General features: G+C 71.7%; 26 protein-coding genes and 1 tRNA gene. 5 read left to right on the forward strand and 22 right to left on the reverse strand.

The window, feature by feature from the left end; translation table 11 throughout:
• Nucleotides 1-220 precede the first annotated feature (220 nt).
• Complete coding sequence (gene dcd / locus ACIPVB_RS01210) at nt 221-826, reverse strand: dCTP deaminase (protein WP_400366250.1); 606 nt, start codon at nt 824-826, stop codon at nt 221-223.
• A gap of 152 nt (nt 827-978) precedes the next feature.
• On the opposite strand from dcd, the gene ACIPVB_RS01215 reads away from it, so the two are divergent.
• A tRNA-Gly gene (locus ACIPVB_RS01215) sits at nt 979-1052 on the forward strand.
• A gap of 108 nt (nt 1053-1160) precedes the next feature.
• Here the strand turns inward: ACIPVB_RS01215 and ACIPVB_RS01220 are convergent.
• From ACIPVB_RS01220 to ACIPVB_RS01230, 3 genes are all read right to left on the reverse strand, one after another.
• Nucleotides 1161-1709 (reverse strand): cysteine hydrolase family protein, encoded by a 549-nt coding sequence (locus ACIPVB_RS01220; protein WP_400366252.1) that lies wholly within the window; start codon nt 1707-1709, stop codon nt 1161-1163.
• A 37-nt stretch (nt 1710-1746) separates the two neighbouring features.
• Nucleotides 1747-2508 (reverse strand): SDR family NAD(P)-dependent oxidoreductase, encoded by a 762-nt coding sequence (locus ACIPVB_RS01225; protein WP_400366254.1) that lies wholly within the window; start codon nt 2506-2508, stop codon nt 1747-1749.
• A 204-nt stretch (nt 2509-2712) separates the two neighbouring features.
• On the reverse strand, nt 2713-3075 hold the full coding sequence (locus tag ACIPVB_RS01230) for a hypothetical protein (RefSeq protein WP_400366256.1): 363 nt from the start codon (nt 3073-3075) through the stop codon (nt 2713-2715).
• A 121-nt stretch (nt 3076-3196) separates the two neighbouring features.
• Here ACIPVB_RS01230 and ACIPVB_RS01235 point away from each other — a divergent pair, with 121 nt between their 5' ends.
• Nucleotides 3197-3901, forward strand: coding sequence for an SGNH/GDSL hydrolase family protein (locus ACIPVB_RS01235; protein WP_400366258.1), 705 nt, complete (start codon nt 3197-3199; stop codon nt 3899-3901).
• On the opposite strand, the gene ACIPVB_RS01240 is transcribed toward ACIPVB_RS01235, so the two are convergent.
• From ACIPVB_RS01240 to ACIPVB_RS01315, 16 genes are all read right to left on the reverse strand, one after another.
• A complete protein-coding gene (locus tag ACIPVB_RS01240) occupies nt 3896-4312 on the reverse strand; it encodes a Pr6Pr family membrane protein (RefSeq protein WP_400366260.1) in 417 nt (138 codons plus the stop codon). The genes ACIPVB_RS01235 and ACIPVB_RS01240 overlap by 6 nt on opposite strands.
• Nucleotides 4313-4321: 9 nt before the next feature.
• Nucleotides 4322-4546, reverse strand: coding sequence for a hypothetical protein (locus ACIPVB_RS01245; RefSeq protein ID WP_400366262.1), 225 nt, complete (start codon nt 4544-4546; stop codon nt 4322-4324).
• A gap of 25 nt (nt 4547-4571) precedes the next feature.
• Entirely contained in the window at nt 4572-5270 is a 699-nt protein-coding gene (locus ACIPVB_RS01250; protein ID WP_400366263.1) for an alpha/beta fold hydrolase, read from the reverse strand.
• Between the two features lie 87 nt (nt 5271-5357).
• Nucleotides 5358-5822, reverse strand: coding sequence for a BLUF domain-containing protein (locus tag ACIPVB_RS01255; RefSeq protein WP_400366265.1), 465 nt, complete (start codon nt 5820-5822; stop codon nt 5358-5360).
• Nucleotides 5819-6103: a hypothetical protein gene (locus tag ACIPVB_RS01260; protein ID WP_400366267.1), complete on the reverse strand. Its 285-nt coding sequence runs from the start codon at nt 6101-6103 to the stop codon at nt 5819-5821. Before ACIPVB_RS01260 ends, ACIPVB_RS01255 begins: the two co-directional genes overlap by 4 nt.
• Nucleotides 6104-6306: 203 nt before the next feature.
• Nucleotides 6307-6696, reverse strand: coding sequence for an ester cyclase (locus tag ACIPVB_RS01265; RefSeq protein ID WP_400366269.1), 390 nt, complete (start codon nt 6694-6696; stop codon nt 6307-6309).
• A gap of 39 nt (nt 6697-6735) precedes the next feature.
• Nucleotides 6736-8325 (reverse strand): GMC oxidoreductase, encoded by a 1590-nt coding sequence (locus ACIPVB_RS01270; protein ID WP_400366271.1) that lies wholly within the window; start codon nt 8323-8325, stop codon nt 6736-6738.
• 21 nt (nt 8326-8346) lie between these two features.
• Entirely contained in the window at nt 8347-9840 is a 1494-nt protein-coding gene (locus tag ACIPVB_RS01275) for an MDR family MFS transporter (RefSeq protein WP_400366272.1), read from the reverse strand.
• A gap of 339 nt (nt 9841-10179) precedes the next feature.
• A complete protein-coding gene (locus ACIPVB_RS01280) occupies nt 10180-11151 on the reverse strand; it encodes a fumarylacetoacetate hydrolase family protein (RefSeq protein WP_400366274.1) in 972 nt (323 codons plus the stop codon).
• The gene (locus ACIPVB_RS01285) at nt 11148-12173 is read right to left on the reverse strand and encodes an amidohydrolase family protein (protein ID WP_400366276.1); all 1026 of its coding nucleotides are present in this window, start codon (nt 12171-12173) and stop codon (nt 11148-11150) included. The genes ACIPVB_RS01280 and ACIPVB_RS01285 overlap by 4 nt, the downstream gene beginning before the upstream one ends.
• Nucleotides 12170-13303 carry an FAD-dependent monooxygenase gene (locus ACIPVB_RS01290; protein WP_400366278.1) on the reverse strand — a complete coding sequence of 378 codons (1134 nt, stop codon included), beginning with the start codon at nt 13301-13303 and terminating at the stop codon, nt 12170-12172. The genes ACIPVB_RS01285 and ACIPVB_RS01290 overlap by 4 nt, the downstream gene beginning before the upstream one ends.
• 29 nt (nt 13304-13332) lie before the next feature.
• A complete protein-coding gene (locus ACIPVB_RS01295) occupies nt 13333-14382 on the reverse strand; it encodes a cyclase family protein (protein WP_400366279.1) in 1050 nt (349 codons plus the stop codon).
• A complete protein-coding gene (locus tag ACIPVB_RS01300; protein ID WP_400366281.1) occupies nt 14379-15323 on the reverse strand; it encodes a fumarylacetoacetate hydrolase family protein in 945 nt (314 codons plus the stop codon). The genes ACIPVB_RS01295 and ACIPVB_RS01300 overlap by 4 nt, the downstream gene beginning before the upstream one ends.
• A 4-nt stretch (nt 15324-15327) precedes the next feature.
• On the reverse strand, nt 15328-16344 hold the full coding sequence (locus ACIPVB_RS01305; protein WP_400366283.1) for a VOC family protein: 1017 nt from the start codon (nt 16342-16344) through the stop codon (nt 15328-15330).
• A 253-nt stretch (nt 16345-16597) separates the two neighbouring features.
• The gene (locus ACIPVB_RS01310) at nt 16598-17314 is read right to left on the reverse strand and encodes a hypothetical protein (RefSeq protein ID WP_400366286.1); all 717 of its coding nucleotides are present in this window, start codon (nt 17312-17314) and stop codon (nt 16598-16600) included.
• A gap of 8 nt (nt 17315-17322) precedes the next feature.
• Entirely contained in the window at nt 17323-18366 is a 1044-nt protein-coding gene (locus tag ACIPVB_RS01315) for a Gfo/Idh/MocA family protein (protein ID WP_400366288.1), read from the reverse strand.
• Between the two features lie 109 nt (nt 18367-18475).
• On the opposite strand from ACIPVB_RS01315, the gene ACIPVB_RS01320 reads away from it, so the two are divergent.
• From ACIPVB_RS01320 to ACIPVB_RS01330, 3 genes are all read left to right on the forward strand, one after another.
• The gene (locus ACIPVB_RS01320) at nt 18476-19744 is read left to right on the forward strand and encodes an ROK family protein (protein ID WP_400366291.1); all 1269 of its coding nucleotides are present in this window, start codon (nt 18476-18478) and stop codon (nt 19742-19744) included.
• 83 nt (nt 19745-19827) lie between these two features.
• Nucleotides 19828-20241 carry a hypothetical protein gene (locus tag ACIPVB_RS01325; RefSeq protein ID WP_400366294.1) on the forward strand — a complete coding sequence of 138 codons (414 nt, stop codon included), beginning with the start codon at nt 19828-19830 and terminating at the stop codon, nt 20239-20241.
• The gene (locus ACIPVB_RS01330; protein ID WP_400366297.1) at nt 20238-21215 is read left to right on the forward strand and encodes a restriction endonuclease subunit R; all 978 of its coding nucleotides are present in this window, start codon (nt 20238-20240) and stop codon (nt 21213-21215) included. Before ACIPVB_RS01325 ends, ACIPVB_RS01330 begins: the two co-directional genes overlap by 4 nt.
• A 127-nt stretch (nt 21216-21342) precedes the next feature.
• On the opposite strand, the gene ACIPVB_RS01335 is transcribed toward ACIPVB_RS01330, so the two are convergent.
• Together ACIPVB_RS01335 and ACIPVB_RS01340 are read right to left on the reverse strand one after the other, a co-directional pair.
• Nucleotides 21343-22215: a ThuA domain-containing protein gene (locus ACIPVB_RS01335; RefSeq protein ID WP_400366299.1), complete on the reverse strand. Its 873-nt coding sequence runs from the start codon at nt 22213-22215 to the stop codon at nt 21343-21345.
• A 3-nt stretch (nt 22216-22218) separates the two neighbouring features.
• On the reverse strand, nt 22219-23223 hold the full coding sequence (locus ACIPVB_RS01340; RefSeq protein ID WP_400366301.1) for a sugar phosphate isomerase/epimerase family protein: 1005 nt from the start codon (nt 23221-23223) through the stop codon (nt 22219-22221).
• Nucleotides 23224-23260 lie beyond the last annotated feature (37 nt).

The following is a 23260-nucleotide window of genomic DNA, read 5'->3' on the forward strand; positions in this document are numbered from 1 at the left end:
CCGGGGCCGTGCACAATGGCGGGGGATCTCGCCGACACGCCGCGCGTTCGTGCGCCGCAACGGCGCGTCGCCGGAGCGACCCGCCGTTGTGCACCACCCCGGGGGGGGCGGGACGGCCCATCCCACGGCGCGACCCGACGTTGTGCACCACCCGGGCGGCGGGACGACTCGATCGGGAGCGCCCACACCCCACGCGCGACACCGGGGCGCGGGCCGGGGCTCAGCGTCCGGGCGACCCCGCGTCGGTCGTTCCGACGTCGGTGCGGTGGAAGTCGAGCGACGACCGCGACGCCGTTGGGCCCCGCTGGCCCTGGTAACGGTTGCCGTACGGCCCGGATCCGTAGGGGTTCTCGGCCGGAGACGAGAGGCGGAAGTAGCAGACCTGTCCGATCTTCATGCCGGGCCACAGCGTGATCGGCAGCGTCGCGACGTTGGACAGCTCGAGGGTGACGTGACCCGAGAACCCGGGGTCGATGAACCCGGCGGTCGAATGCGTCAGCAGTCCCAGGCGACCGAGCGATGACTTGCCCTCCAGCCGCGCGGCCACGTCGTCGGGCAGCGTCACACGCTCGAACGTGGACCCCAGCGCGAACTCGCCGGGGTGCAGGATGAACGGCTCGTCGGGCTCGACCTCGATCAGACGCGTCAGTTCGGGCTGATCCACTGCGGGGTCGATGAAGGGGTATTTGTGATTGTCGAACAGCCGGAAGTACCGATCGAGCCGCACGTCGACGCTCGAGGGCTGCACCATCGCCGGATCGTACGGGTCGAGGCCGAGGCGCCCATCTTCGAGGTGGGCCCGGATGTCGCGATCGGAGAGCAGCACGGCATCAGCCTAGGGGCGGGGTGCGCCGCCGCGGGACCCCACCTGCGAGCCGAGCGCACTGCCCCGGCTCACCGCCCACCCGCGGTATCGAACGCGCCGACACCGGATGCCGCACATGCGCTGTTATGCTGGCGGGGTTGCCGCAAGGCTCCGGGGCTGTAGTTCAATGGTAGAACTTCTGCTTCCCAAGCAGACAGCGCGGGTTCGATTCCCGTCAGCCCCTCCAGAGGTCCGACTCACCGCCGCCGCGGTGGGACGGGCCTCTTCGCGTATCGAACCCGGGAACCCGCACGTCGCGGCCGGCGATCCCGATCCCCCGCGCCCGGACCCCGCGTCAGGGACGAGCGCCGACGACGTCCCCGCTCGACACCACGGTCGCCCCCGCGCCGCTCAACGCGGCGAGGAACGCCGTGTGCACCGTCCGGCCGTCCACCTCGACGCCGTCGTGGGCGAGGGCGGGGGCCGCGCACGCGTCCCCCACGACCGTCACGTCGCAGCCCAGGTCGATCGCCGCGCGCACGCTGGCATCCACGCACATGCTCGTCATCATCCCGGCGACGAGCAGGGGCCGGTCGCCGAGGGCGGCGAGACGTTCGCGCAGGTCGGTACCGACGAAGGCGTTGGGTGCGTGCTTGACGATCACCGTCTCGGCCGCGAGCGGTGCGACGCGAGGGTCGATCTCGGCGCCGTCGGTGCCCACCTCGAGGAACCCGCCGCCGGCCGGGCTCTCGTGACGCACGTGGATGACCGGCGCACCCCGATCGCGCTGCCAGGAGAGCAGCCGTGCGGCGGCGGCGGCCGCGGCATCCGGTCCGACGAGCGGATGCCGCCCGCCCGGGAAGTAGTCGCGCTGGATGTCGATGATCACGAGGACGGCCTGCATGGGACCGCCCTCTCACCGCCGCGGGGGTGCGGGGCGGTCAGGTGCGCAGGTGCGAGGCGCCGTTGAGGTCGAGGATGGCGCCGGACGCCCACTGCGATCGCGGCGACGCGAGGTACACCACGGCATCCGCCACCTCTTCAGGGGTCGCGACGCGGCCGAAGGGACTCTGATCGCGGATGCCGTCCCCCTCGGCACCGCTGAGTCTCTGCTGCTGCCGGTCGGTGCCGACGAACCCCGGGGCGACGCTCGTGACGGCGATGCCGTGGGGCGCCAGGGCCACGGCGAGGGACTGCCCCATGGCGTGCAGACCGGCCTTGGCCGCCCCGTACGCCGGGAACTCGGGCTCGCCGCGGAACGCTCCGCGCGAGCCGACGTTCACGATCGACCCCGGCAGACCGCGCTCGATGAGGGACCGCGCGACGAGGAAGGTCACGTTCGCGGGGGCGCGGAGGTCGACGTCGACCATGCGCTCCCAGGTGCGGTGCCAGGTCTCGTAGCTCGCGGTGGCGATCGGGTGCGAGGTCTCGGCATTAGGTGCGATCGCGGCGTTGTTGATCAGGACGTCGATGCGGCCGAAGGCCTCGAGGACGTCGACCACGACCCGTTCGGCTACGAGGGGGTCGGACAGGTCGCCCCCGACGACGATGTGACCCTCGCCGTGCAGGAGCGCGAGGGTCTCTTCGGCGGCGCCGCGATCGGAGCCGTAATGCACGGCGACACGATCGCCGCGGGCGCTGAGGCCGACGGCGATGGCGCGACCGATGCCGCGCGATGCCCCGGTGACGAGAGAGAAGAGCATGGGTCCATTCTTCACGGACGTGTCCCGGCGGGCGGCCCCGGGACCGAGCGTCCGGGCGACACCGCGAAACGGCGGGCCACCCGGACTGTCCGGGGCTCACGCAGCGGGGCGATGAACCGGTCGCGTCCGCTGCGGAGCACCCACGCTAGGCCGATGCGACGCCGCCGAGGTGGGCTTGACGAGCTCCCCCCGTGGGTGCGGGGGTCAGGCGCGGGTGAAACCGTCGAGGTCGGGGTCCCAGAACGCGTCGGGGTTGTCGGCGTCGATCGTTTGCTCGTGGGCGATGGCGGGCGCCTGAGGGAATCGCTTGTGCCGACGCAGTTCTTCGGCCGCCCAGGCGAAGTCGGGCTCGTCGCCGGTCCACTCGGCAGCGGGGGCGCTGAGCACGTCGTTGCCCACACCGATGACCAGTTCGGCCTCTTCCGTCTCGCCGGTGGGCGTGACGATCGGGATGCTGACAGCCTCGGCCTGTCCGTCGGCGGCGATCGACGCGGTGAGCTGCACCAGCGCCTCCGCCACGTCATCGGTCGTGGTCACGGTCTCGCCGGCGTAGGTCACACATCTCATGGGACCAGCCTGGGGTGCGTCCACCCCGCGAGGGGGCCGCTTGCCCCGCGGTCGCCGCTGGGATAAGACCGGCGGTCACGGAGCCGACCCTCGCGCGCGTCCCGCGGGCGACAATGGGGACATGCGCACCCGGCTGCTCCGGATGGCCGTGGCCACGGCATCCCTCGTCCTTTGCCTTACCGCGTGCGCCCCCGCCACCGTCGCCCCCGACACGGTGTCGCCCCCGGGCCCCGCGGACGGACCCGTCGTGTCGTTCTACGGCGACTCGTACACCCGTGGCACGGGGGCCAGCTCGCCCGAGCGCCGCTGGTCGAGCGTCATCTCGGCCGAACGCGGTTGGTACGAGATCAACCGCAGCGAGAACGGCCTCGGCTTCGTCAACCGCCGCGCGTCGATGCGCGACGGCCTCGACGACATCCCCGCGCTCGTCATCGCCGACGACCCCGACATCGTGTTCGTCACGATGGGCCTGAACGACAACTTCAGCTACGACGATCGGGCCGACGCCATCCGGCGGGCGATCGACAGCGACCTCGAGCGCCTGCGCGAGGGGCTGCCCGACGCGCGGATCATCGTGGTCGAGCCGTTCTGGTACACCGACGAGCGGCCGGCATCGGTCGACGTCATCGCCGGGTGGGTGCAAGACGCGGCCGCCCGCATCGGCGCCGACCACATCGCGGGGGCCAGCCGCTGGCTCGACGGTCACTACGCGGGCTCACCCGACAGCTGGATGGCCGCCGACGGCCTGCACCCCGACGACACCGGCTACGCCGAGATGACGGAGCGGATGGATGCCGCGCTCCGCGCCCTGGAGCCCCCGCTATGACGGGCGCCGGCTCCGGATCCCCCGCGCCCGGCTGAGGCCCCACACCCCCGTCGCCGCCAGCAGGAGCAGGGCGAGGATGCCGACCACGTGCAGGGCGAGCGAGGTCAGGCCCCGCTCAGGAAGCAGGAACCCGTAGGGCACCCACCCGTCCGTCGCCCCGCGCGTGAGCACGACGGCGCCCCACAGCAGCGGGTAGGGCAGCACCCACCACAACCGGCTCCACGGCAGAACCGGCCGATCGTGATCGGTGGCGAAGTCGACGACGACGAGGACCGGGAAGACGAGGTGCAGCACGGCGCTGACCCACGGCGGAGCGGAGCCCGTCCCCGGCACCAGGCCGTTGTAGACCACCGCCACCACGACGAGACAGGCCACTCCCACACCCCACACCGCCGCGACCGGCGGTGGCACGCGGCGACCTCACGTCGTGAGCAGCCCGACGAGGATCAGCACTCCGGCCGTCAAGCAGCTCGTCTGGTTCGTGAAGTACCCGAAGAAGTCGAAGGGGTTCGCATCCCCCGCGGCGATGTGCAGCGCATACGCGTACGCGACGACGGCGAGCACCCCGCCGCCGCCGGCGATCCGTACGGCACCGCGTGCGCGGCGAACCGGGCCGGGAGGCGGGGGAACGGCGGCGGGATCCATCCCGCGACGCTACCCCGCCCCCGCCTCAGGATGCCGCGTCGACCCGGCGCACCGTGTCGGCGATGGCGTCCGCCACGACTCCCGGGTGCGACACGTGCGGAGAGTGACCGGATGCCACCGACACCTGCGCGTCGGAGGCCTCGGCCCACTGGCGCTGCTGATCGGCGGGCAGAGCCTTGTCTTCGGTGGCGATCACGGTCGTCACCGTGACGTCGGGACCGGGCTCGGCGGGAGCGGGCTGCGTGAACGACTCCACGCTCTGCCACTGGACCCGCGGAAGCGCCCGCTCGACGACGTCCTGCGGGACGCCGGAGTAGATCGTCTCGGCGATGTCGCCGATCTTGACGCCGCGACCGTCGGCCGACCGCTCGTAGCTCGGCGGGAACTCCCCGCCCTGCGCCTGGAGGAGCGACGCGCCGACGGGCAGGGCGAAGGCGGCGATCATCACCAGGCCCCGCACCGACTCGATCGTGCCCGCCGCCGCACGCGCCGGAACGCCACCGTAGGAGTGGGCCGCGAGGACCACCGGACCGTCGATGTCGGCGACAGCGGCGCGGATGGCATCCACATCGTCGGTCAGCGAACCGATCGACGCGGTGTCGGCAGAACTGCTGGGCAGGTCGACGGCGACGGCCGTCAGCCCCCGCTCGGACAACTCGGCGAGCAGCGGCTCGAAGACCCAGGCTCCGTGCATTGCTCCGGGGATGAGGACGATCGTGGTCATCGTGGACTTCTTTCTTCGGGGCGAGCTTTCGGGGGTGGAATTCACCGGGGCGGGCGAGACGACGAGGGCACGCGTCCGCCCCGAAGGTCAGCGCGAGCTCGCCGAGCCGAGCAGCGCCGCGCTCGAGGTCGAACGGGCGCGGAACCAGACGGTGAGTTCTCGGACGGCGCGGATGATCGCGTCGTCGTCATCGGATTCGAGATCGTCGAACGTGTCGCGGAAGCCCGCGGGAGCGGGGCTCGGGGAAACGCTGATCGGCTCGTAGCCCATCGTCCACTCCGTGAAGCGTCGTTCGTCGATGTCTTCGGAGAGCAGCACCCGCACGTCGGTGTGGCGGTCGTCGCCCCGGATGGCGTCCATGAGGTGCTCGACCGCGTCGCGCGGTCCTTCGAGTACCTGGAAGAACCGGCCGCGGCGGTACAGCAGCATGCCGGTCAGCTCATGCGCGTGGTTGGCGCGGCGGCTGTACGACAGCAGCGCGGCCAGTCGTTCGTCGTCGAACGGCTCGGTCGCGGTGCTGACGTAGGACACCGAGACGAGGGGCGCGCTCACGACGCCGCCTCGCGACCGACGGCGCGAGGGGCGGGGACCCGCACCTGCTCGAGGGTGATCTCGTCTTCTTGGGCGGGCTGGCCGTTGGTGACGGCCGCCATCGCCGCGGTCAGGGCGGCGAAGCGGCCCACCACGCGGGACGTTCCGTCATACGCGAGGAAGCCGCCGTCGGGCTGGCGATCGACGTAGCCGAGGAACACGCCCTTCTTGCTGCCGACATGGAAACCCTCTTCGACGCGAGCCCAGATGACTCCGGCGCCGGGGCGGTCGGAAGACCTCATGGTCCCCGCTCCTTTCGCCCGTTGTCGATCGGGCACGAGCGAACGTACCCGTGACCACCGACATGCGGTCGCCCTTGACAGATCGCGCAAGAGACGGAAGCGGAACGCAGCGATCCGCCAAGAATGCGGACGCCGTCAGCGGATTCCGTCGGCCCGGCAACGGCATCCGAGCCCGAGCAGTGACCCCGGTTCGCGGCAGTCGGTCAGGCGACGGCGGCGCGCAGCTGGGCGGCGTCGTCGGTTCCGGTCGCCTCGACGATCCGCCCGCGCTCCAGCCGGTACATCGCGAACGCGGCGATGTTGACCCGCCGGCGCGTCGCCGGCACGAGGGCGAACGGCCCCGTGTGGGTTCCGCCACCGCGCAGATGCACCGCGAGTCGGTCGTCCTCGACGAGCACCTGGATGCGCTTGTACTGCCAATCGGGGAACCCGTGCAGCAGCTCGGCGTAGTCGGCGATCCACGCCTCGGCACCGGCGGGCAGGTGCGCACGCCGCACCGCGGGGTGCAGGAACGTGCGGACCGCCTCGACGTCGTGCCGGTTCAGGGCGTCCAGGAACTCCCCGAACCACTCACGCGTCTCCCACGGCTGCATCCCTCCAGTATGCGAGGCCCGGGCATCGGCGGCGACGTCTCACACCGCCGCGCGCTCGTGCACCGCGCGCAGCTGCGCGGCCAGATGCCGCGCGCCGCGCACCGCGATGGCGACGCTCGTCAACGTCGGGTTCATCGTGTTCGCGGTGGGGATGAGGGCGTTCCCGCCGACCACGAGGTTCTCGAAGCCCCAGACGCGCGAGTACGGATCGGCCACCGAGGTTGCGGGGTCCGTGCCCGCGCGCATCGTGCCCATGAAGTGCAGGCTCGAGCCGTTGGGCAGCAGCCGCGGCTCGGCGATGAACGTGCCGAGCGCCTCTCCGGCCCGGCGCAGGCGCTGGGTCGCCTCGGCGATCTCGGCTCTCTCGCGCTCGGTCAAGGCGTACTCGATGGTGAAGTTCGGCATCCCGCGGTAGTCGAGCTCGTCGTCGCTGAAGGTGGCACCGTCTTCGACGCGGGGGAACTTGCGCGTACCGAAACCCATGTTGACGTAGCCCCAGCGATTGCCGGCCGCCGGATGGTCGGCGGCGAGCGGGAAGGGCGGGGTCTCTGCATACATGATCTGCGCCGAGTAGGGGTGACCGGGCTCCGAAAAGGGGATGCGGTTGACCGCCGCCACGGGGTCGGCCGGGTTGGTCGCCCGCCGCGCGAGCTCCGCCTCCAGCTCTTCATCGGTGACGAGTGCGCTCATGCGGTCCGCGTCGAGCGCGACGGTGCTGATCACGACGTGATGCTCGGTCAGGTAGCGACCGAGGGGCGCGGGTCGGATGCCGGAGGCCCACAGCAACTGCGGGGAGCGGAACGCGTCGGCGGCCACCACCACGGCATCCGCTTCGACGAACGTCTGCTGGCGGGTGCGGAGGTCCTCCACGATCACCCCCCGCACCCGGGTGCCGTCGTGCTCGATGCGACGGACGAGAGTGAGATCGCGCAGCTCGAAGCGGGCAGCGGTGTCGGTGCCGGGCTCGATGAGGGGTCCGAGCACGGTGTCGGCTCCGGCCCAGCGCATCGTGCCGTCGGGCTGGGGGTCGCCGGCGACCGGCAACGTGCTCACGCCGTACCCCTCGGGCAGTTCGTCGCCGAACTCCCGGTCGAGGAGGGTGCGGATGGCGGCGCCGACGGGCGAGTCCGAGAAGGCCGCGCTCTGCTTGTGCAGCAGGTCTTCGGCGGTGCGGATGAGATCTTCCCACTCATCGTCGGCGATGAAGTCGAGCTTCTCGCTGAAGGCCGGGCGCGGGATGGCGCAGGTCCAGTGCGCCCCCTGCCCGCCGACGTTGGTCGCGGCGGCCGCGGCCGGGAACGCCTCGGCGTGCGCCGAACCCGGCCCGCCGAAGTCGAGCAGGTGGGTGCCTCCTCGCGCGGTGAACATCCCCTCGACGACGGCCCCCGCCGGGATGCCGAGCGACTCGCGGAAGGAGCCTGCCTGCGGCCCCTGCGACCTCTCGCGCGCGCGGGCCTTCTCGTCGGGGTCGGTGAGGTTGCGCACGCTCTCGCCGGGGCGCTCGGTCACCTGGGGCCCCGCCTCGAACAGGATCACGCGCGCGTCGGGCAGCGCCTCGAGCAGCAGGCGGGCGTACGTCGAACCGATGGGCCCGCTGCCGACGACGGCGATGGTGGGGGTGTCGGACATGGTCTCTCCTTCGAGGGCCGATCAGGCGGGTTGACGGGCGGGCACGGATGCCGTGGGCTGGGGCGTTTCGTCCGACAGGCGCCCCGGGGGCAACAGGACGGCGATGACGACACCGCACGCGTAGACGGCGGCGAGGCCGAGGAAGACCGGGGCGAACACGTCGTGATACGTCCGGGCGATCTCGCTCTGCACGGCGGGGTCGGCGGCGCGCGCGAGAGCCGGGGTGAGGGTGGCTGCGTCGAGGCCCGCGGGGAGCGCGCTCGCGACGCCGAAGCCGACGATTCCTCCGACGACGGCGGTGCCCACCGTCGAACCGATCTGGCGTACGAGGTTGGTGGTGGCGGTGACGGCCCCGAGGTCGCTTCGCGCGGCCGCGCTCTGCACCACCGCGAAGATGAGGTTGGTGAACGATCCCGTGCCGATGCCGACGAGGGCCATGACGACCATCGGCACCCACAGCGGCGTTCCGACCGGCAGCACGGCCATCGCGGCCAGACCGACGGCACCCAGGGCCGTACCGATCACCGGGTAGGCGCGGTAGCGTCCCGAGCGGCTCACGAGCCAGCCGGTGAGCAGGCTGCTGACGAGCATGCCGAGGACCGTCGCGATGGGGACGAGCCCCGACACCGTGGCCGTGGTGCGATAGGCCATCTGGATGTACGTCGGCACGTAGGCCACGATCGCGAACAGCCCCGCGCCGACCACGAGCGAGAGCCCGAGGCACACGAGGATCGTGCGCTGGCGCAGGATGCGCGCCGGCAGGATCGGTTCCGCGGCCCGCCTCTCGACCGCCACGAGGACGGGGATGCCGACCACCACCGCGACCACGCAGACGATCGCCGCGGGGCGCAGCGCCTCGTCGCCGACCCAGGTCACCGCGAGCACGAGGGCGAGCAACGTGGCCGTGAAGATCACCGCGCCGGGGATGTCGAAGCGCGGGTGCGCCCCTCCGGGAAGGCGCGGCACGGCGACCAGCGCGAGCGCGAGCGCGACCGATCCGACCGGGAGGTTGATCCAGAACACCCACGACCAGCCCCAGAAGTCGGTGATCAGTCCGCCGACGACGGGTCCGACGACGATCGCGACGGGGAACGCCGCCCCGATGATCGCCATGTAACGCGGGCGCTGCCGCGGGGTGGTGACCCGCGCGATGATCGTCTGCGACATCAGCTGCAGGCCCGCTGATCCGAGCCCCTGCAGCACGCGGGCGGCGACGAGCCAGCCGAGGTCGGGCGCGAATCCGCACACGAGCGAGGCTGCGAGGAACGTGACCAGCGACACCAGGAACACGCGCCGCGGGCCCACGACGTCGCCGAGCTTGCCGAGCACGGGCAGCATCACCGTGGCGGCGAGCGTGTAGCCGACCATGATCCAGCTCATGTGCTCGATCGCGCCGAGATCACCGGCGATCGTGGCGAGGGATGTCGAGACCACGGTGTGATCGAGCGCGCCGAGGAGAGAGACGGACAGGAGGGCGGCGACGAGGATCCGCAGCCGCGCGGGGGAGAGAGTCATACGTGGGGCGCCCGTACGACCGAGCGATCGACGCGACCGTGTGTGCCGCTCCGGCTCCCTCACCGGGCGAACGGACCCGTGGGGCCCCGACGTCGGATCCATCATACCCCACTTATGTCGTTTTTCAACATTACTCGGAGCGGCGGGCTCCCCGTCCCGCGGACCCCGGGCCGACTCGCCGCCCCGAACGCACCGCCGACCGGCGTGTCGCTCCCCGCGTCCGCAGGACGGCGTGCGGAAGCCCGGGCCCCCCACTCCGCAGGACGGCGCCCGGGGCGCTCCGGGGCGCCCGCAGGACGGCGCGCGGGGCGCCCCGGCCCGCCGGCGCGACCTCGTCGGTCACCGCGAGCGCGCCCGCGAACGCTCGCGCGCCCGCGGCACCGCCGGGGCGGCGACACGCTCGCCCACGACGTTGACGACCTCTCCGACACCCTCGACGACCAGGCGCACTTCGTCGCCGGGCTCGAGCGGACGCGGGTCGAGACCGCCACGACGCCCCCACAGCTCGCCCAGGCATCCGCCGTTGCCGACCGTTCCCGAGCCGAGGACGTCGCCGGGCACGACAACGGAATTGCGCGCGGCGTAGGCCACCAGCTCGGGAAACGGCCACCCCATGTTCGACACGAGGTCGTGGCCGATCCGCTCGCCGTTGACGAAGAGCTCGGCCCGCACGGCGAGAAAGCCGTCATCGTCCGTGTACGGAGCGAGCTCGTCGGCCGTGACGATCCAGGGTCCGAGGGTCATCGCGAAATCCTTGCCCTTGGCCGGACCCAGGCGCACCTTCATCTCGCGGGACTGCAGGTCGCGGGCGGACCAGTCGTTCATCACGGTGTAGCCGAAAATGTGGGATGCCGCGGTCTCGGCATCCAGGTTCTCGCCGTCCGAGCCCGCGACCCCGCCGATGACGGCCGCGAGTTCGAGTTCGACGTCGAGACGCGCGGTCTGCGGGATCGGCACGATCTCCCCCGTCGCGCGCACGGTGTGCGGATTGGTGAAGTAGAAGGTCGGCGCCTCGTACCACTCGGGCACGACCTCGCTCTTGCCGTCGACCGACGCGCTCACCCCTTCGACGTGCTCTTCGAAGGCCACGAAGTCGCGAATGGATGCCGGCACCAGCGGAGCAAGCAGGCGCACCTCGGCCAGGGGCCGGGCGGCGTCCGTCACCCGCCGGGCGAACAGCGCCGGAAGGGCCTCGAGACCCTGGGCGAGCACCTCGGCCACCCGCAACCCGTCCGGGAAGGGGATCACGGCATTCGCATCGACGAACCCCTCGCCCACGTCGGCGCCGTCGGCCCACCGCGCGATCCTCACGCGTGCACCCGCGTGCGCAGCAGGTCGGCGGCGTTGGCCCCCAGAATGCCGGCCGTGTCCGTCTCGGAGAGTCCGGCGCCGCGCACGAAGGCGACGGGGTCGTCGAGCCCCATGTCGAACGGGAAGTCGCTGCCCAGCAGGACGCGGTCGGCCCCGGCCACCTCGACGAGCCAGCGCAGCGCGCGCTCGTCGTGCACCACCGTGTCGAACCACAGCTTCGACAGGTACGTCGAGGGCGCGTGGGCGCATCCGCGGGCCTCGGGCCGCACCGCCCAGGCGCGGTCCGACCGGCCGATCGCCGTGGGCAGGTATCCGCCGCCGTGCGCCGCGATCAGACGCAGTCCCGGATGCCGGTCCAGCACGCCCGCGAAGATCAGGTGCGACAGCGCGACGGCGTTCTCGACCGGCTGCCCGACCGTGTTGGACAGGTAGAACCGGTCGAGGCGTTCGTCGAGGGAGCAGCCGAACGGGTGCAGGAACACGACGGCGCGCAGCTCGGCCGCGCGCGCCCAGAACGGCTCGAGGCGCTCGTCGCCGAGCTCGACGTCGCGCGCGGAGGACGAGATCTCCACCCCCGCGAGTCCGCGCCCGAGCACCGCATCGTCCAGCGCGTCGACGACCAGGTGCGGGTGCTGCAGGGGCACGGTACCCAGGCCCACCAGGCGGTCGGGCGCCTGGCCGACGTGCTCGGCGATGAGGCGGTTGGCCTCGCCGGTGGTCCACGTCGCGAGGCCCTCGTTCGCCCACGGGTAGAAGTGGTTGGGCGAGGGGCTGACCCATTGCCGGTCGACACCCTGCTCGTCCATCGCGGCCAGGCGGGCCTGCACCGAGGTCAGGCGGGGGAAGCGCTCCCCGATCATGCGGCCCGAGGCCTGCAGACTCGCCAAGCCGTTCCGCCTCAGTTCGAGCTCGGCCGCGGCCTGCACGTCGTCGGGCACGCGTCGCTCGACCTCGGCGTGCAGGCCCGGCATGAGCAGATGCGCGTGGACGTCGGTGATCCCGCGCCCCTCCGCCGCGCTCATGCGCGGGCCGCCGTCAGCTGCGCGACGCCGAACATCAGGCCCCCCATGTCGGCGTCGCGGACGCCGTCGAGCTGCCACTGCCCCAGCTGCACCGAGGCGTCGACGATCGCCGCGGCGCGGGCCACCCGGCGCTCGTGGAACGCGTCCCAGAGCGACTGGTCGACGGCATCCCGGTCGATGAGGAGCTCGCTCAGAACCGCCGCGTCTTCGAGGCCCTGGGCCGCGCCCTGCGCGATCGTGGGCGGGCAGCTGTGCGCGGCGTCGCCGATCACCACGGCGCGCCCGCGATTCCACGGGGCCTCGACGAGGTGTCGGGTGAACCAGGTGTAATTCGCGTCGGCGCCGGCCTCGATGTCGGCGCGGATGTGGTTCCACGGCCCGTCGTAGGCGCGCGACTGCTCCACCATGATGCGCCGCGCCTCGTCGGGCGAGACGTTCGAGCGGTCCTGGGCCGCTTCGACGAGGAACGCGTACATCGTGTCGTCGCCGGTGGGGGTGTAGCCGGCGATGTACATCGGCCCGCCGTAGTACAGCTCGCTGCGGTCCACCTCGGGCGGCAGTGACACGAACGTCCGCCAGATGCCCATTCCCGTCTGCTCGGGAGAGACGTGGATGCCGATCAGCTCGCGCACCGCGGAGTGCAGGCCGTCCGCTCCGACGAGCAGGTCGAACGTGCCCGCGGGCTCCCCGTCGACGTCCACGGCAACCGCTCCGTCGGTCTGCGAGACGCCGGTCACCCGCGTGCCGAAGTGCGCCCGGGCGCCGTGGCGCTCAGCGGCGGCGAGGAGGATCCGCGCCAGGTCGGGTCGCGACATCCCCATCGTGGAGGGGTAGTCGGGGCCGCCGGTCTTGAGGTCGGGCAGCGCGGCGACGACCGGAGCGCCGGGCCCCGGCGCGCGCAGGTTCAGGCCCTCGAAGGCCTTGCCGGCGGCGGCCACCTCGTCCCAGACGCCGAGCTCGTCGAAGACGCGCAGGGCGTTGCCCTGCAGCGTGATGCCCGAGCCGCGCGTGGACAGCGCGGGCTGGGCATCGTAGAGGTCGACCTCGACACCGGCCTTCGCGAGGAAGATGGCGGTGGCCAGGCCCGCGACGCCGGCTCCGGCGATCGCGACTTTCTGAACGGCGGTCATGTCAGAACCTCTCTGTTCCGGGACGGGGGTCAAAGCAGGGCGAGCGGGTTCACCGGCGACCCGACGGCCCCGGTGATCGGCAACGGCGGCGCCGCGAGCAGGAACTCCCAGCGTCGCGCATCGGCACAGGCCGCGGCGAGCTCGTCGAGGTTCCACATCTCGCCGATCGTCAGGCCCATGTTGGGGATGACGACCTGGTGCAGCGGCTGGAACGCGGGCACGTCGAACTCGTTCGGCCGCACCTCGAAGCCCCACGTGTCGGTCGCTATCGCCGCGATCTCGGTGCGATGCAACCAGCCGGCGGTGGTGAGTGAGAGACCGGGGGCGGGACCGCCCGCGTAGTCTCCCCATCCGTCGCGGCGGGCCCGCGTGTAGTGGCCGGTGCGCACGAGCACGATGTCGCCGCGGCGCACCTCGACACCCTCGGCTTCGGCGCACCCCTCGAGGTCGACGACGGTGATCGCGTGGCCGTCGGCGAGCTCCCCGGTCTCGGGCGAGAGGTGGCGGCCCACATCGAGCAGGACGCCGCGCGAGACGATGACGGATGCCGCGTGCTCGATGCCGGTGACCAGGTCGCCGTCGCTGGTGACGACGTCGCCCGCACGGCGACCGTTCCAGGCGAATCCGTGGTCGAAGATGTGGCCGAGGCCGTCCCACTGCGTCGAGCACTGCAGGGGCATCGCGATGACGTCATCGGCCCCGCCGATGCCGTGGGGGAAGCCCTGGCTGCCGCGCTCGGCATCCGTTCCCGTGTCGGTCATCGTGTGCACGGGATTGGTACGCCGTCGCCAGCCCCTCTGGGGGCCGTCGGTGTCGAACGGCTGCGACAGCGAGATCGAGCGCCCCTCCCGTACGAGACCCGCGGCCGCGCGACGGATGTCGTCGTCGATGAAATTGAGCGTGCCGAGCACGTCGTCCTCGCCCCACCGCCCCCAATTGCGGTGGGCCGTGGCGCGCGCGGCGATCTCGGCCTCGGGATTCTGCCGGTCGAGGTCGGCGGGGTTCTCCGACGGGAGGGTCCCCGGGGCCGCATCGGGCGCCGGGGTCGCGTCGGGTCCCTGAGTCTGTCGGAGGGTCACGATGCCCCCTCGCCCACGCACCGCACGACCTGCGTGCCGAGCGCGCCGACGGTGCCGGTCATGACGTCGCCGTCGCGCAGGAACCTCTTCCAGTGCTGCCCGTTGCCGGCGGGGCTGCCCGTCAGCAGCAGATCGCCGGGGAGCAGAGGGTGCGTCTGCGACGCCGCCGAGACGAGCGCCGGAACGTCGAACAGCAGGTCGGAGGTGTTGGCATCCTGCATCACCTGTCCGTTCAGCTCCAGACGCACCGCGGTGTCGGCCGGGTCGACGAAGCGCGCGGGGACCAGCAGCGGCCCGGTCGGCAGGAACCCGGGCGCGTTCTTGGCCCGGTACCAGTCGGTGCCGATCTCTTTCATGTCCTTGCGGAAGACGAGGTCGCGCGTGGTGACGTCATTGACGATCGTGTACCCGGCGACGTGGTCGAGGGCGTCCGCTCGTGAGACGCGGAACGCCTCGCGACCGATCACGACGGCCAGCTCGAGCTCCCAGTCGTGCACCTCGCTGTACCCCGGCAGCACGAGCGGCACGTCGTCGCCGACGACGCACGCGCTCAGGCCCATGAAGAAGTACGGCTCGCCGCTGCGGGCGCGCTCGTCCATCATGTCGGCGGCGAACGCCCGCGCCTGCTCGGGCGTGCGATCGGTGTTCTGCGTCAGGCCCGCCGCCACCAGCTCGATGACGTGCTCACGGTAGTTGGCGCCCGTCTGCAGCACCTGCCGCGGTTCGACCGGCGCGGTGAGGGTCACATCGGCGAGCGGATGCCACTCCCCCGGGGCATCGACCAGGGCGGCGATGCGATCCCAGGCGGAGGTGGCGAGGAAGGCGTTCAGACCGCCCCCGAGCTCGTCGGCGGTCAGCGCACGGATGCGCTCGCCGACCACGAGGCCGACGCGAACGGCATCCCCGTCGCGGAAACGGGCAAGAGCGTAGGGGGCGGTCATCGCGTCAGCCCCGGCCCTGGACGGCGTAGGGGTTCAGCAGGGCGTCCTTGATCTCGTCGGGCACGCCCTCTTCGGTGGCGCTGGGGCCGTCGGCGGCCGGGAACGACTCCGTCATCGACATCGGCATGCGGCCGTTGCGGTAGAAGTTGTTCGACCCCTGCGAGGGCTTCCAGGTGTTGGCCTCCCAGTCGGGCACGTAATTGCGGTATCCGCCGGTGTTGAGCTCGATGCGCAGGGTCGAGGGCTCGCGGTAGTAGAGGAAGGTCTGCTCGCCGATGCCGTGGATGTTGGGGCCGTACTCGATCGGGATGCCGTTCTCCATGAGGGTGTCGGCGGCGATGAGCAGCTCTTCGCGGGTGTCGACCCAGAAGGCGTAATGGTTGATGCGGCCGGCGCGGCTCGAGCCGTCGAGCACGACACCGAGGTCGTGCGACTTCTCGTTCGTCGTGAGCACGGAGAACACCGAGATGGGCGCCTCATCCAGCACGGTGCGGGCCATGAAGCGGAAGCCGAGCGTGTCGACGTACCACTGCACGAACGCGTCGACGTCCTGGGTGGCGACGGTGACGTGGTCGAGCTGACGCGGTGCACCGGCGACGGGGCTGCGCTTCTCGGGGCGGTCGGGGTAGATCGACGCGGTGTGGGGCTCGGCGCGGTGACGCTCGACGTCCCAGTGCAGGGTCATGTGGTGCCCGAACGGACCCGTGAAGCGGAACGCACGGCCGATGCCGCGACCCTCGAACCATTCGCCCTCGATACCCGCGGCCTGCACGCGCTTCGCGGCCTCTTCGAGCGCCTCCGCCGACGAGGTGCGCCACGCCATGGTCTCGAGCGACGGCTCGTCCCCCTTCGCGACGACCACGGAGTAGGCGTAGTAGTCGCCCCAGCAGCGCAGGTAGACGCGGTCGTCTTCGCGGGCGACCTCGGTCAGGCCCACCTGGTTGACGTAGAAGTCCACCGAGGCCTCGACATCAGGAGTCGTGATCGCGACGAACGACAGATGAGAGAGCAGCTTGATCATCTTCGATCCTTTCGGTGAATCGGGTCGTTCCGACTCTTTTTCCACTATCCGACGGAAGTCGGTATCAGGGAATCCGATTCTGTGGATGCCGGGTATCGGCGTGAGTTATCTCGACAGCCGCGTGCACGTCGCCCGGCGGCGAGCGCGCGGCGGGCGGCGCACGCAGGGCGGTGCATGTCCCGGAAGCAGCGCTCGGCCGGGCGTCCAACCCGCCAGAAGGCGGACGCGGCCCACCGGAGGGCGGAGGCGCGCCTCAAAGTGGATGCCGGATGACCTCATCGTCGGCGGCCAACTCGGCCAGGTCGCTCGGCACGGTTCCCGACTCGAGGGCCTGCAGAATCCGGCGGAGGCCGAGGCGCTCGGGCGACTCCCGACGGAGGGGCGTCGCGCGCCGGCCGGCCTCGTCGTCGAACACGACGTCGACCAGGGGCGTCGCGGAGTCCACTCGAACCTCCACGCGGCGCGCGCCCAGGGCCGTGGCCACGAGAGCACCGCCCACCCCGCCGCCGATCGCCCGGGTGACGCTCACGCCGACCCCGTCGGGCCCGCGCAGGGCGATCATCGATGCCGAGGGAGTGTCGGCCCGGTCGATCACCGACAGCGCACCACCCGCCAGAACCCGCGCCCACCCCGTCGCGTCGCGCAGCAGCGTCATCGCATCCGTTCGTCCTCCCCACGCGTCGACGACGACGTGACGGGGGTCGATGGGCTCTCGCGCCGCATCGGCGACGATGTCGGCGCGCAGCCGGCGACGCACCACCACGACCGGCACGTCGATCGCCCGGAGCATCTCGTGCACCGGGGCCGGGGCCGGGTCCGGCTCGTCGACGACGACGCCGGCGGCCCCGTCGAGCCACTCCCACCAGGCGCCACGGCCGTCGATGGCGAGAACCGAGCCGTCACCCCCGAGCCGCAGAAGCGGGGCGAGTTCGGCCGCCGCCGCGCGGTACGCGGGGAGGGCGGTCCGCACACCTCGACTCATGCCGCCCCCGCCCGCACGGCATCGGCAGCGGCGTCGGCGATCGCCACGACGAAGGCCGCGTCGGCGCGCAGCTCGTCGTACTCCATCGCCGCCTCTCCGCGCAGGAGCGCGGCGAGCGCGAGCCACTCCGCCTCGTAGCCGTCGCGCCGATCAATCGGATAGATGGTCTGCACACCCTGCGCATCACGCACCGTCGTCCGCGCCCCTCCGATGTGCACGAACGGCGGGGGGAAGTCGACCTGCACCCGCGCCCCCGCGGTGGCGACGTCGACGCGCCACAGCGAGTCCGCCCCCTCGGGCAGCATCACGGTCGTGAATCGCACCAGGGCCCCGTTCGCGCGCAGCGCGAGGTCGAACCCGATGGGCGCCACCGGCCGCGCCCACACCAGCTCGGGTGTGGCCGGCACGAGATCGCGGACCAGCGGCAGGTCGTGCACGCCGAGCCCCGCGACGAGCGTGCGCACGACGGCGGCGCTCTGATCGGGGTCATCGAGGTCGAGGGGCGGGCGCGTCCCGGGGCGCCCCTCGGGCAGAGGCTCCCCCATCGTGAGCGCGTGGTACCGGTCGTTGGGCGACAGGCACAGCGTCACGGTCACCGCCGAGATCCGGCCGTCGAGCGCGGTGAGGTGGTGGGTCGCCCGGACCCAGGCGGGATCGAAGAGGTGGTTCGTACCCACGACGAGCAGGGCACCGACCGCCGCGCACTCGGCGACGAGCATCTCGGCCTCGTCGGCGGTCTGGGCGAGCGGCTTCTCGCAGAAGATCGCCCGGCGACCGGCGGCCAGACTGGCGCGCACGTGCTCCGCGTGCCACGACGGCGGGCTGCACACGGCGACGACGTCGACATCGGGGTCGGCGAGGAGCGCGTCGATCCCCGTGGAGGCACGGGCGTCGAAGCGGTCCGCGACGGCGGCGGCCCGCCCGCTGCCGGCGTCGCTGACGTGCACGAGACGAAAGTCGCCGCCGGTGCGCGCGAGGGTGGGCGCGTGCAGCGCCGCCACGCCCGGGCCCGACCCGATGATGCCCACGCCCCACGTCATGCGGCCCCCTCGCCCACTTCAGCCCGAATAGTGCCGAAGTTCTCCGTTCTCGAACTATAGATGACCGGATACGACCGGTCGAGCGCCTCCCCTGTGTGAAGATCAACGCATGGCGAACGTGTCCACCCTGCGCTTCGGCGCCCAGACCGACGAGGTCACCAGCCTGTTGCGCATCGTCAACATGGTCCGCCTCGGCGACGCCGTCACCCGTCCCGAGATCGGCCGCATCACCGGCCTCGGCCGCGGAGTCGTCGCCCAGCGCGTCGATCGCGCCGTCAAGATGGGCTTCCTCGAGGACGCCGAGTACGCCCCCTCCTCCGGCGGGCGCGCCCCGCGCACCCTGCGCTTCCGAGCCGAGCGGGGGCGCATCGTCGTGTGCGCCCTCGGTGGCCAGCACATCCACGTCGGCATCACCGATCTCGACGGCGAGATCCTCGACGAGGCGCACCGGGAGTGGGACATCGCCCGCGGCCCCGAAGAGACTCTCCGCACGGCGACGTCGATGGTCGACGACCTGCTCACGCGCGGGGACGGCACGCCGGTGTGGGGCATGGTCGTCGGCCTGCCCGGGCCCGTCGACTTCGAGACCGGCCGCCCCGTCGCCCCGCCGATCATGCCCGGCTGGAACGACCACGACGTACGCACGGTCTTCGAGCAGCGCTACGACGCCCCCGTCTGGGTCGACAACGACGTCAACATCCTCGCCGCCGCCGAACGCGCGCGTCGCCGCGACGAGGCGGTCGACCTCATCTACTGCAAGGTGGGCACCGGCATCGGTGCGGGCCTGGTCTCGCACGGACGCCTGCACCGCGGCGCGAACGGCGCGGCGGGCGACATGGGTCACGTCCGCGTCCCCGGCGCCGAGCAGGTGTGCAGGTGCGGCAAGGTCGGGTGCCTCGAAGCCGTCGCCGGCGGATGGGCCCTCGTGCGCGACGCGCGCGCGGCGATCGATGCGGGCGCCACGGGACCGCTCGCCGAGGCCGTGGCATCGGGCGACACCCTGACCCTCGAGAAGATCACCCTGGCGGCGGGCCGCGGTGACGCACTGGCCATCTCGCTCGTGCAGGCCTCGGCCCGACAGGTCGGCGAGGCGGTGGCCGCCCTGGTGAACATGTTCAACCCCGGGGTGATCGTGGTGGGCGGGGCCGTCGCGTCGACGGGTGAACTGTTCCTCGCGGAGGTGCGGCAGCGCGTCTACGAGCTGTCACTTCCCCTCGCGACGCGGGACCTGGCGATCAGGACGAGCGAGAACGACTCGCGGGAGCCGTTGCGCGGCGGAGTGGACCTCGCGAAAGAACAGCTGTTCGAGATGAGCCTGCCGCGGTGGTTCGCGGAGGGACGCCCTACGGTGGCAGCCGTGCACGGCACCCAGGGATGACTTCTTCCGTTTTTCTCCTTTAGTCGTTAGGTTATGGGCGAAAGCACGTCATCCGGCGTGCGCGACACGAGGACGTGCCCGCGATGCCCCTTTCCGCCCTCCGCGACGATGCCCTCCGAGTGCGCGGGGACCGCACCGAGGTGCGGGTGTCGCTGCCCTGGATCCGTTCACTGCCCCTCGCGAGCCTGCTCGAGCCCGTCGTGCACATCGACGGCCGTCGGCATGAGCCCGCGATCGTGCGCGGCGATCGCCGCGTGGCCGTCGCGGCGCTGAGCGACGAAGACGGCTGGTGGTACCTGCAGGATCGCGTGGTGCTGCAGATCCCGGATGCCGTGGCCCCCGGCATCCACGAGGTGTCGGTGTCGTTCCGTCTCGAGATCCCGTATCTGGCGGGCGGGCCCGATGCCCCGCTGCGCCTGCCGTTCGCCTTCACGCGTGAGCTGCACGCGGATGCCGTCGTCGCAAGCGTCTCGCTCGATGTCGGGAGCGCCGCATGACCCGCCCCCGCGACCGGACCCTGTCGGCCAGCGCCTTCAACCTCACCCCGGAGGTGATCCGCGCCGAGCGGACCGCGCCCGACCTGGCCCTCACGCTGGTCGAGCGCGGCATCGCGCCCGCCATCGAGATCGAGCTGGGGCAGATGTGGCGCGGGTTTCCCGCCCCTGCGGCATCCGAGACCCAGGAATTCCGCGACCGGCTCGCCGCCGCCGGCGGGCGCGTGAGCATCGTCGGCGTCAGCATCGACGAGTTCGACCGCGGACGACGGCGGACGGATGCCGAGCGCCGTGCGTTCCTCGACCCGCAGCTGCGCGCAGCCGCCGCCGTCGGCGCCGCGGGGGTGCGGCTGCCCCTCGGTCAGGCCGGGGCGCTCCTGGGCGACCTCGTCCCGCTGCTCGAGGACCTCGACCTCGTGCTCTACGAAGAAGCGCAGGGTCACGAGACCCCGGCGACCCGCCCGGACGACTACGACCGCATCGCCGCTCTCGACACCCCGCACGTGCGGCTGCTGCTCGACATCAGCATGCTCATGCCGGCCCTGCCGGTGACCTTCGTCGAGCGCCTCGAACGCGGTGGCATCCCCGCCGATCTCGTCCGGCGCCTGCGCGACGAGTGGCGCGACCCGGCGACCCAGGGCGCGGTGGTCGATCTGCTGCACGACGGACGCGTCCCCGGCCCCGTGCACACCCTGTACATGAACCTGCTCGTGCGCTTCGGGCGCGCTCAGGTCGCCGACCTGGCATCCGTCCTTCCCCTCCTCGGTGCCGTGCACCTGAAGTTCTGGGACCTCGACGACGCCGACGGACGTGTGTCGGAGCCGATCCGCGCCGTCGGCGAGGCGCTCGGGCGCCAGGGATTCACCGGCACGCTCTGCAGCGAGTGGGGCGGCCACGAGTGGCTCGACGACGACCCGTGGGAGATGACCTCGCGTCATCTGGCGCTGGCCGGCGCGCTCCTCGCCTCGGGCGGCTGACTCGTCACGAGAACAGGCTCCGCCACGAGAACAGGGAGATCTGCGGCCAGACGGCCTGTCCCGGTGGCATCCCCCTGTCTTCGTGACACGGATGGCCGCACGGCACGTGCTGCACCGCGACCGAACCTCACCCCTCGCCGTTGTAGTACGGCCAGGGGTTGATGCGGCGGTCACCGCGGCGATCCGGGCCCGTCAGCGTGACCTCGCCCGTCGCCGCCCACTCGACGCCCCTCGGGAACATGCGGATGAACTCGATCCGGCGGAACGTGTCGATATCGTGCCCGATCGTGATCGTGAACGACCGGCCCGCGCCGTACTCGTTGATCCACGCGAGCGGCTGCTCGGTGTTGATGCCGTTGAGCGCCGCGATCCCGCCCTCGGGGATGTCCACCGGGTAGTGCGACATCGGCCACACCGGGGCCTTCTCGTACGCCTCGAGGTCGTCGAAGGTCGTCAACAGCACCTGCGCGCCCTCGTACATGTCGACGCCGACGAGGATGTCGTCACCGGTGACGGTCCAGGCGGCGTTGATGCCCTCGGTGATCGGATGCCGCGGCTCGGCCGTGTGCAGCTGCGCTTCGCCCCACGGACGGGGGCGCAGGCCCGTCTCCCACGCGCTGAGCTTTGCTCCGCGCATGACGTTGTACTCCTCGGGGTAGCCCCAGCGGTCCTCTTGCGCGGCGGAGCCGTGGAACCAGACGATGCCCTTGCCCTCGTCGTGCACGAAGCGCAGGATCGCGGCATCCGTCTCGGCCCCGAACCCCGTCGCCATGTCGTGGTAGCCGTCGCGCCCTTCGAAGATGACGATGAGTACGTCGTACTTGTCGATCACGCTCGCCGGCAGCCCCCGCGGGTCCTCCACGACACGGACGGAGAAGCGCCCGGTGTCCTCCAGCAGCGTCGTGATCCACTGGTTGTGCAGGCGGAAGCTGCGGTGGGCGTTGTCGTGCTCGATGGTCATGTGACCCGAGAGGATGAGAACGTTCAGAACGTCGGTCAACGGTCAGCCTTTCTGAGAGAACGCGGCGTCGAAGAGCTGGTGGGGTGGGGTGATCTCGCCGAGCTTGCGCACGAAGGCGAGGGCCTCGGGCCCGCCGACGAGGCGGTCCATGCCGGCGTCCTCCCACTCGACGCTGGTGGGGCCGTCGTAGCCGATCGCGTTGAGGGCGCGGAACAGCGGCTCCCACGGCACATCGCCGTGACCGGTCGAGACGAACGTCCACCCGCGCCGGGGGTTGTCCCACGACAGGTGCGAGCCGAGCACGCCGTTGCGTCCGTCGAGGTTGGTCGTGGACTCTTTGCAGTGCACGTGGAAGATGTGGTCGGCGAAGTCGAGCACGAACGCGACCGCGTCCAGCTGCTGCCAGACGAAGTGCGAGGGGTCGAAGTTGAATCCGAAGCTCTCGCGGTGCCCGATGGCCTCGAGTGTCTTCTTCGCCGTCCAGTAGTCGTACGCGATCTCGGACGGGTGCACCTCGAGGGCGAAGCGCACGCCGACCTCTTCGAACACGTCGAGGATCGGATGCCACCGCTCGGCGAAGTCCGCGTACCCGCGCTCGATCATGGTGTCGGAGGCCGGCGGGAACATCGCGACGTACTTCCAGATGCTCGACCCGGTGAAACCGGTGACGGTCTTCACGCCGAGCCTCGCGGCGAAGCGCGCCGTGTCCTTGAGGTCTTCGGCCGCGCGCCGGCGCACGCCCTCGGCATCCCCGTCCCCCCAGACACGCGGGGGCACGATGTCGTGGTGGCGTTCATCGATCGGGTCGTCGCACACGGCCTGGCCGACGAGATGATTGGAGATCGTCCACACCTTCAGGCCGTGGCGCTCGAGGATGTCGCGGCGCGACTGCACGTAGGCGGCGTCGTTCCACCGCGAGACGTCGATGTGGTCGCCCCAGCAGGCGATCTCGAGGCCGTCATAGCCCCACTCCCCGGCGAGGCGCGCGACCTCCTCGAACGGCAGATCGGCCCACTGGCCGGTGAACAGAGTGATCGGGCGGGCCATGACGGCGATCCTTTCGGAGGTGCGAGCCGGCGCGAAG

The organism is Microbacterium sp. NPDC090007 (assembly GCF_044748345.1).
In the GTDB taxonomy this organism is placed as follows: Bacteria; Actinomycetota; Actinomycetes; order Actinomycetales; family Microbacteriaceae; genus Microbacterium.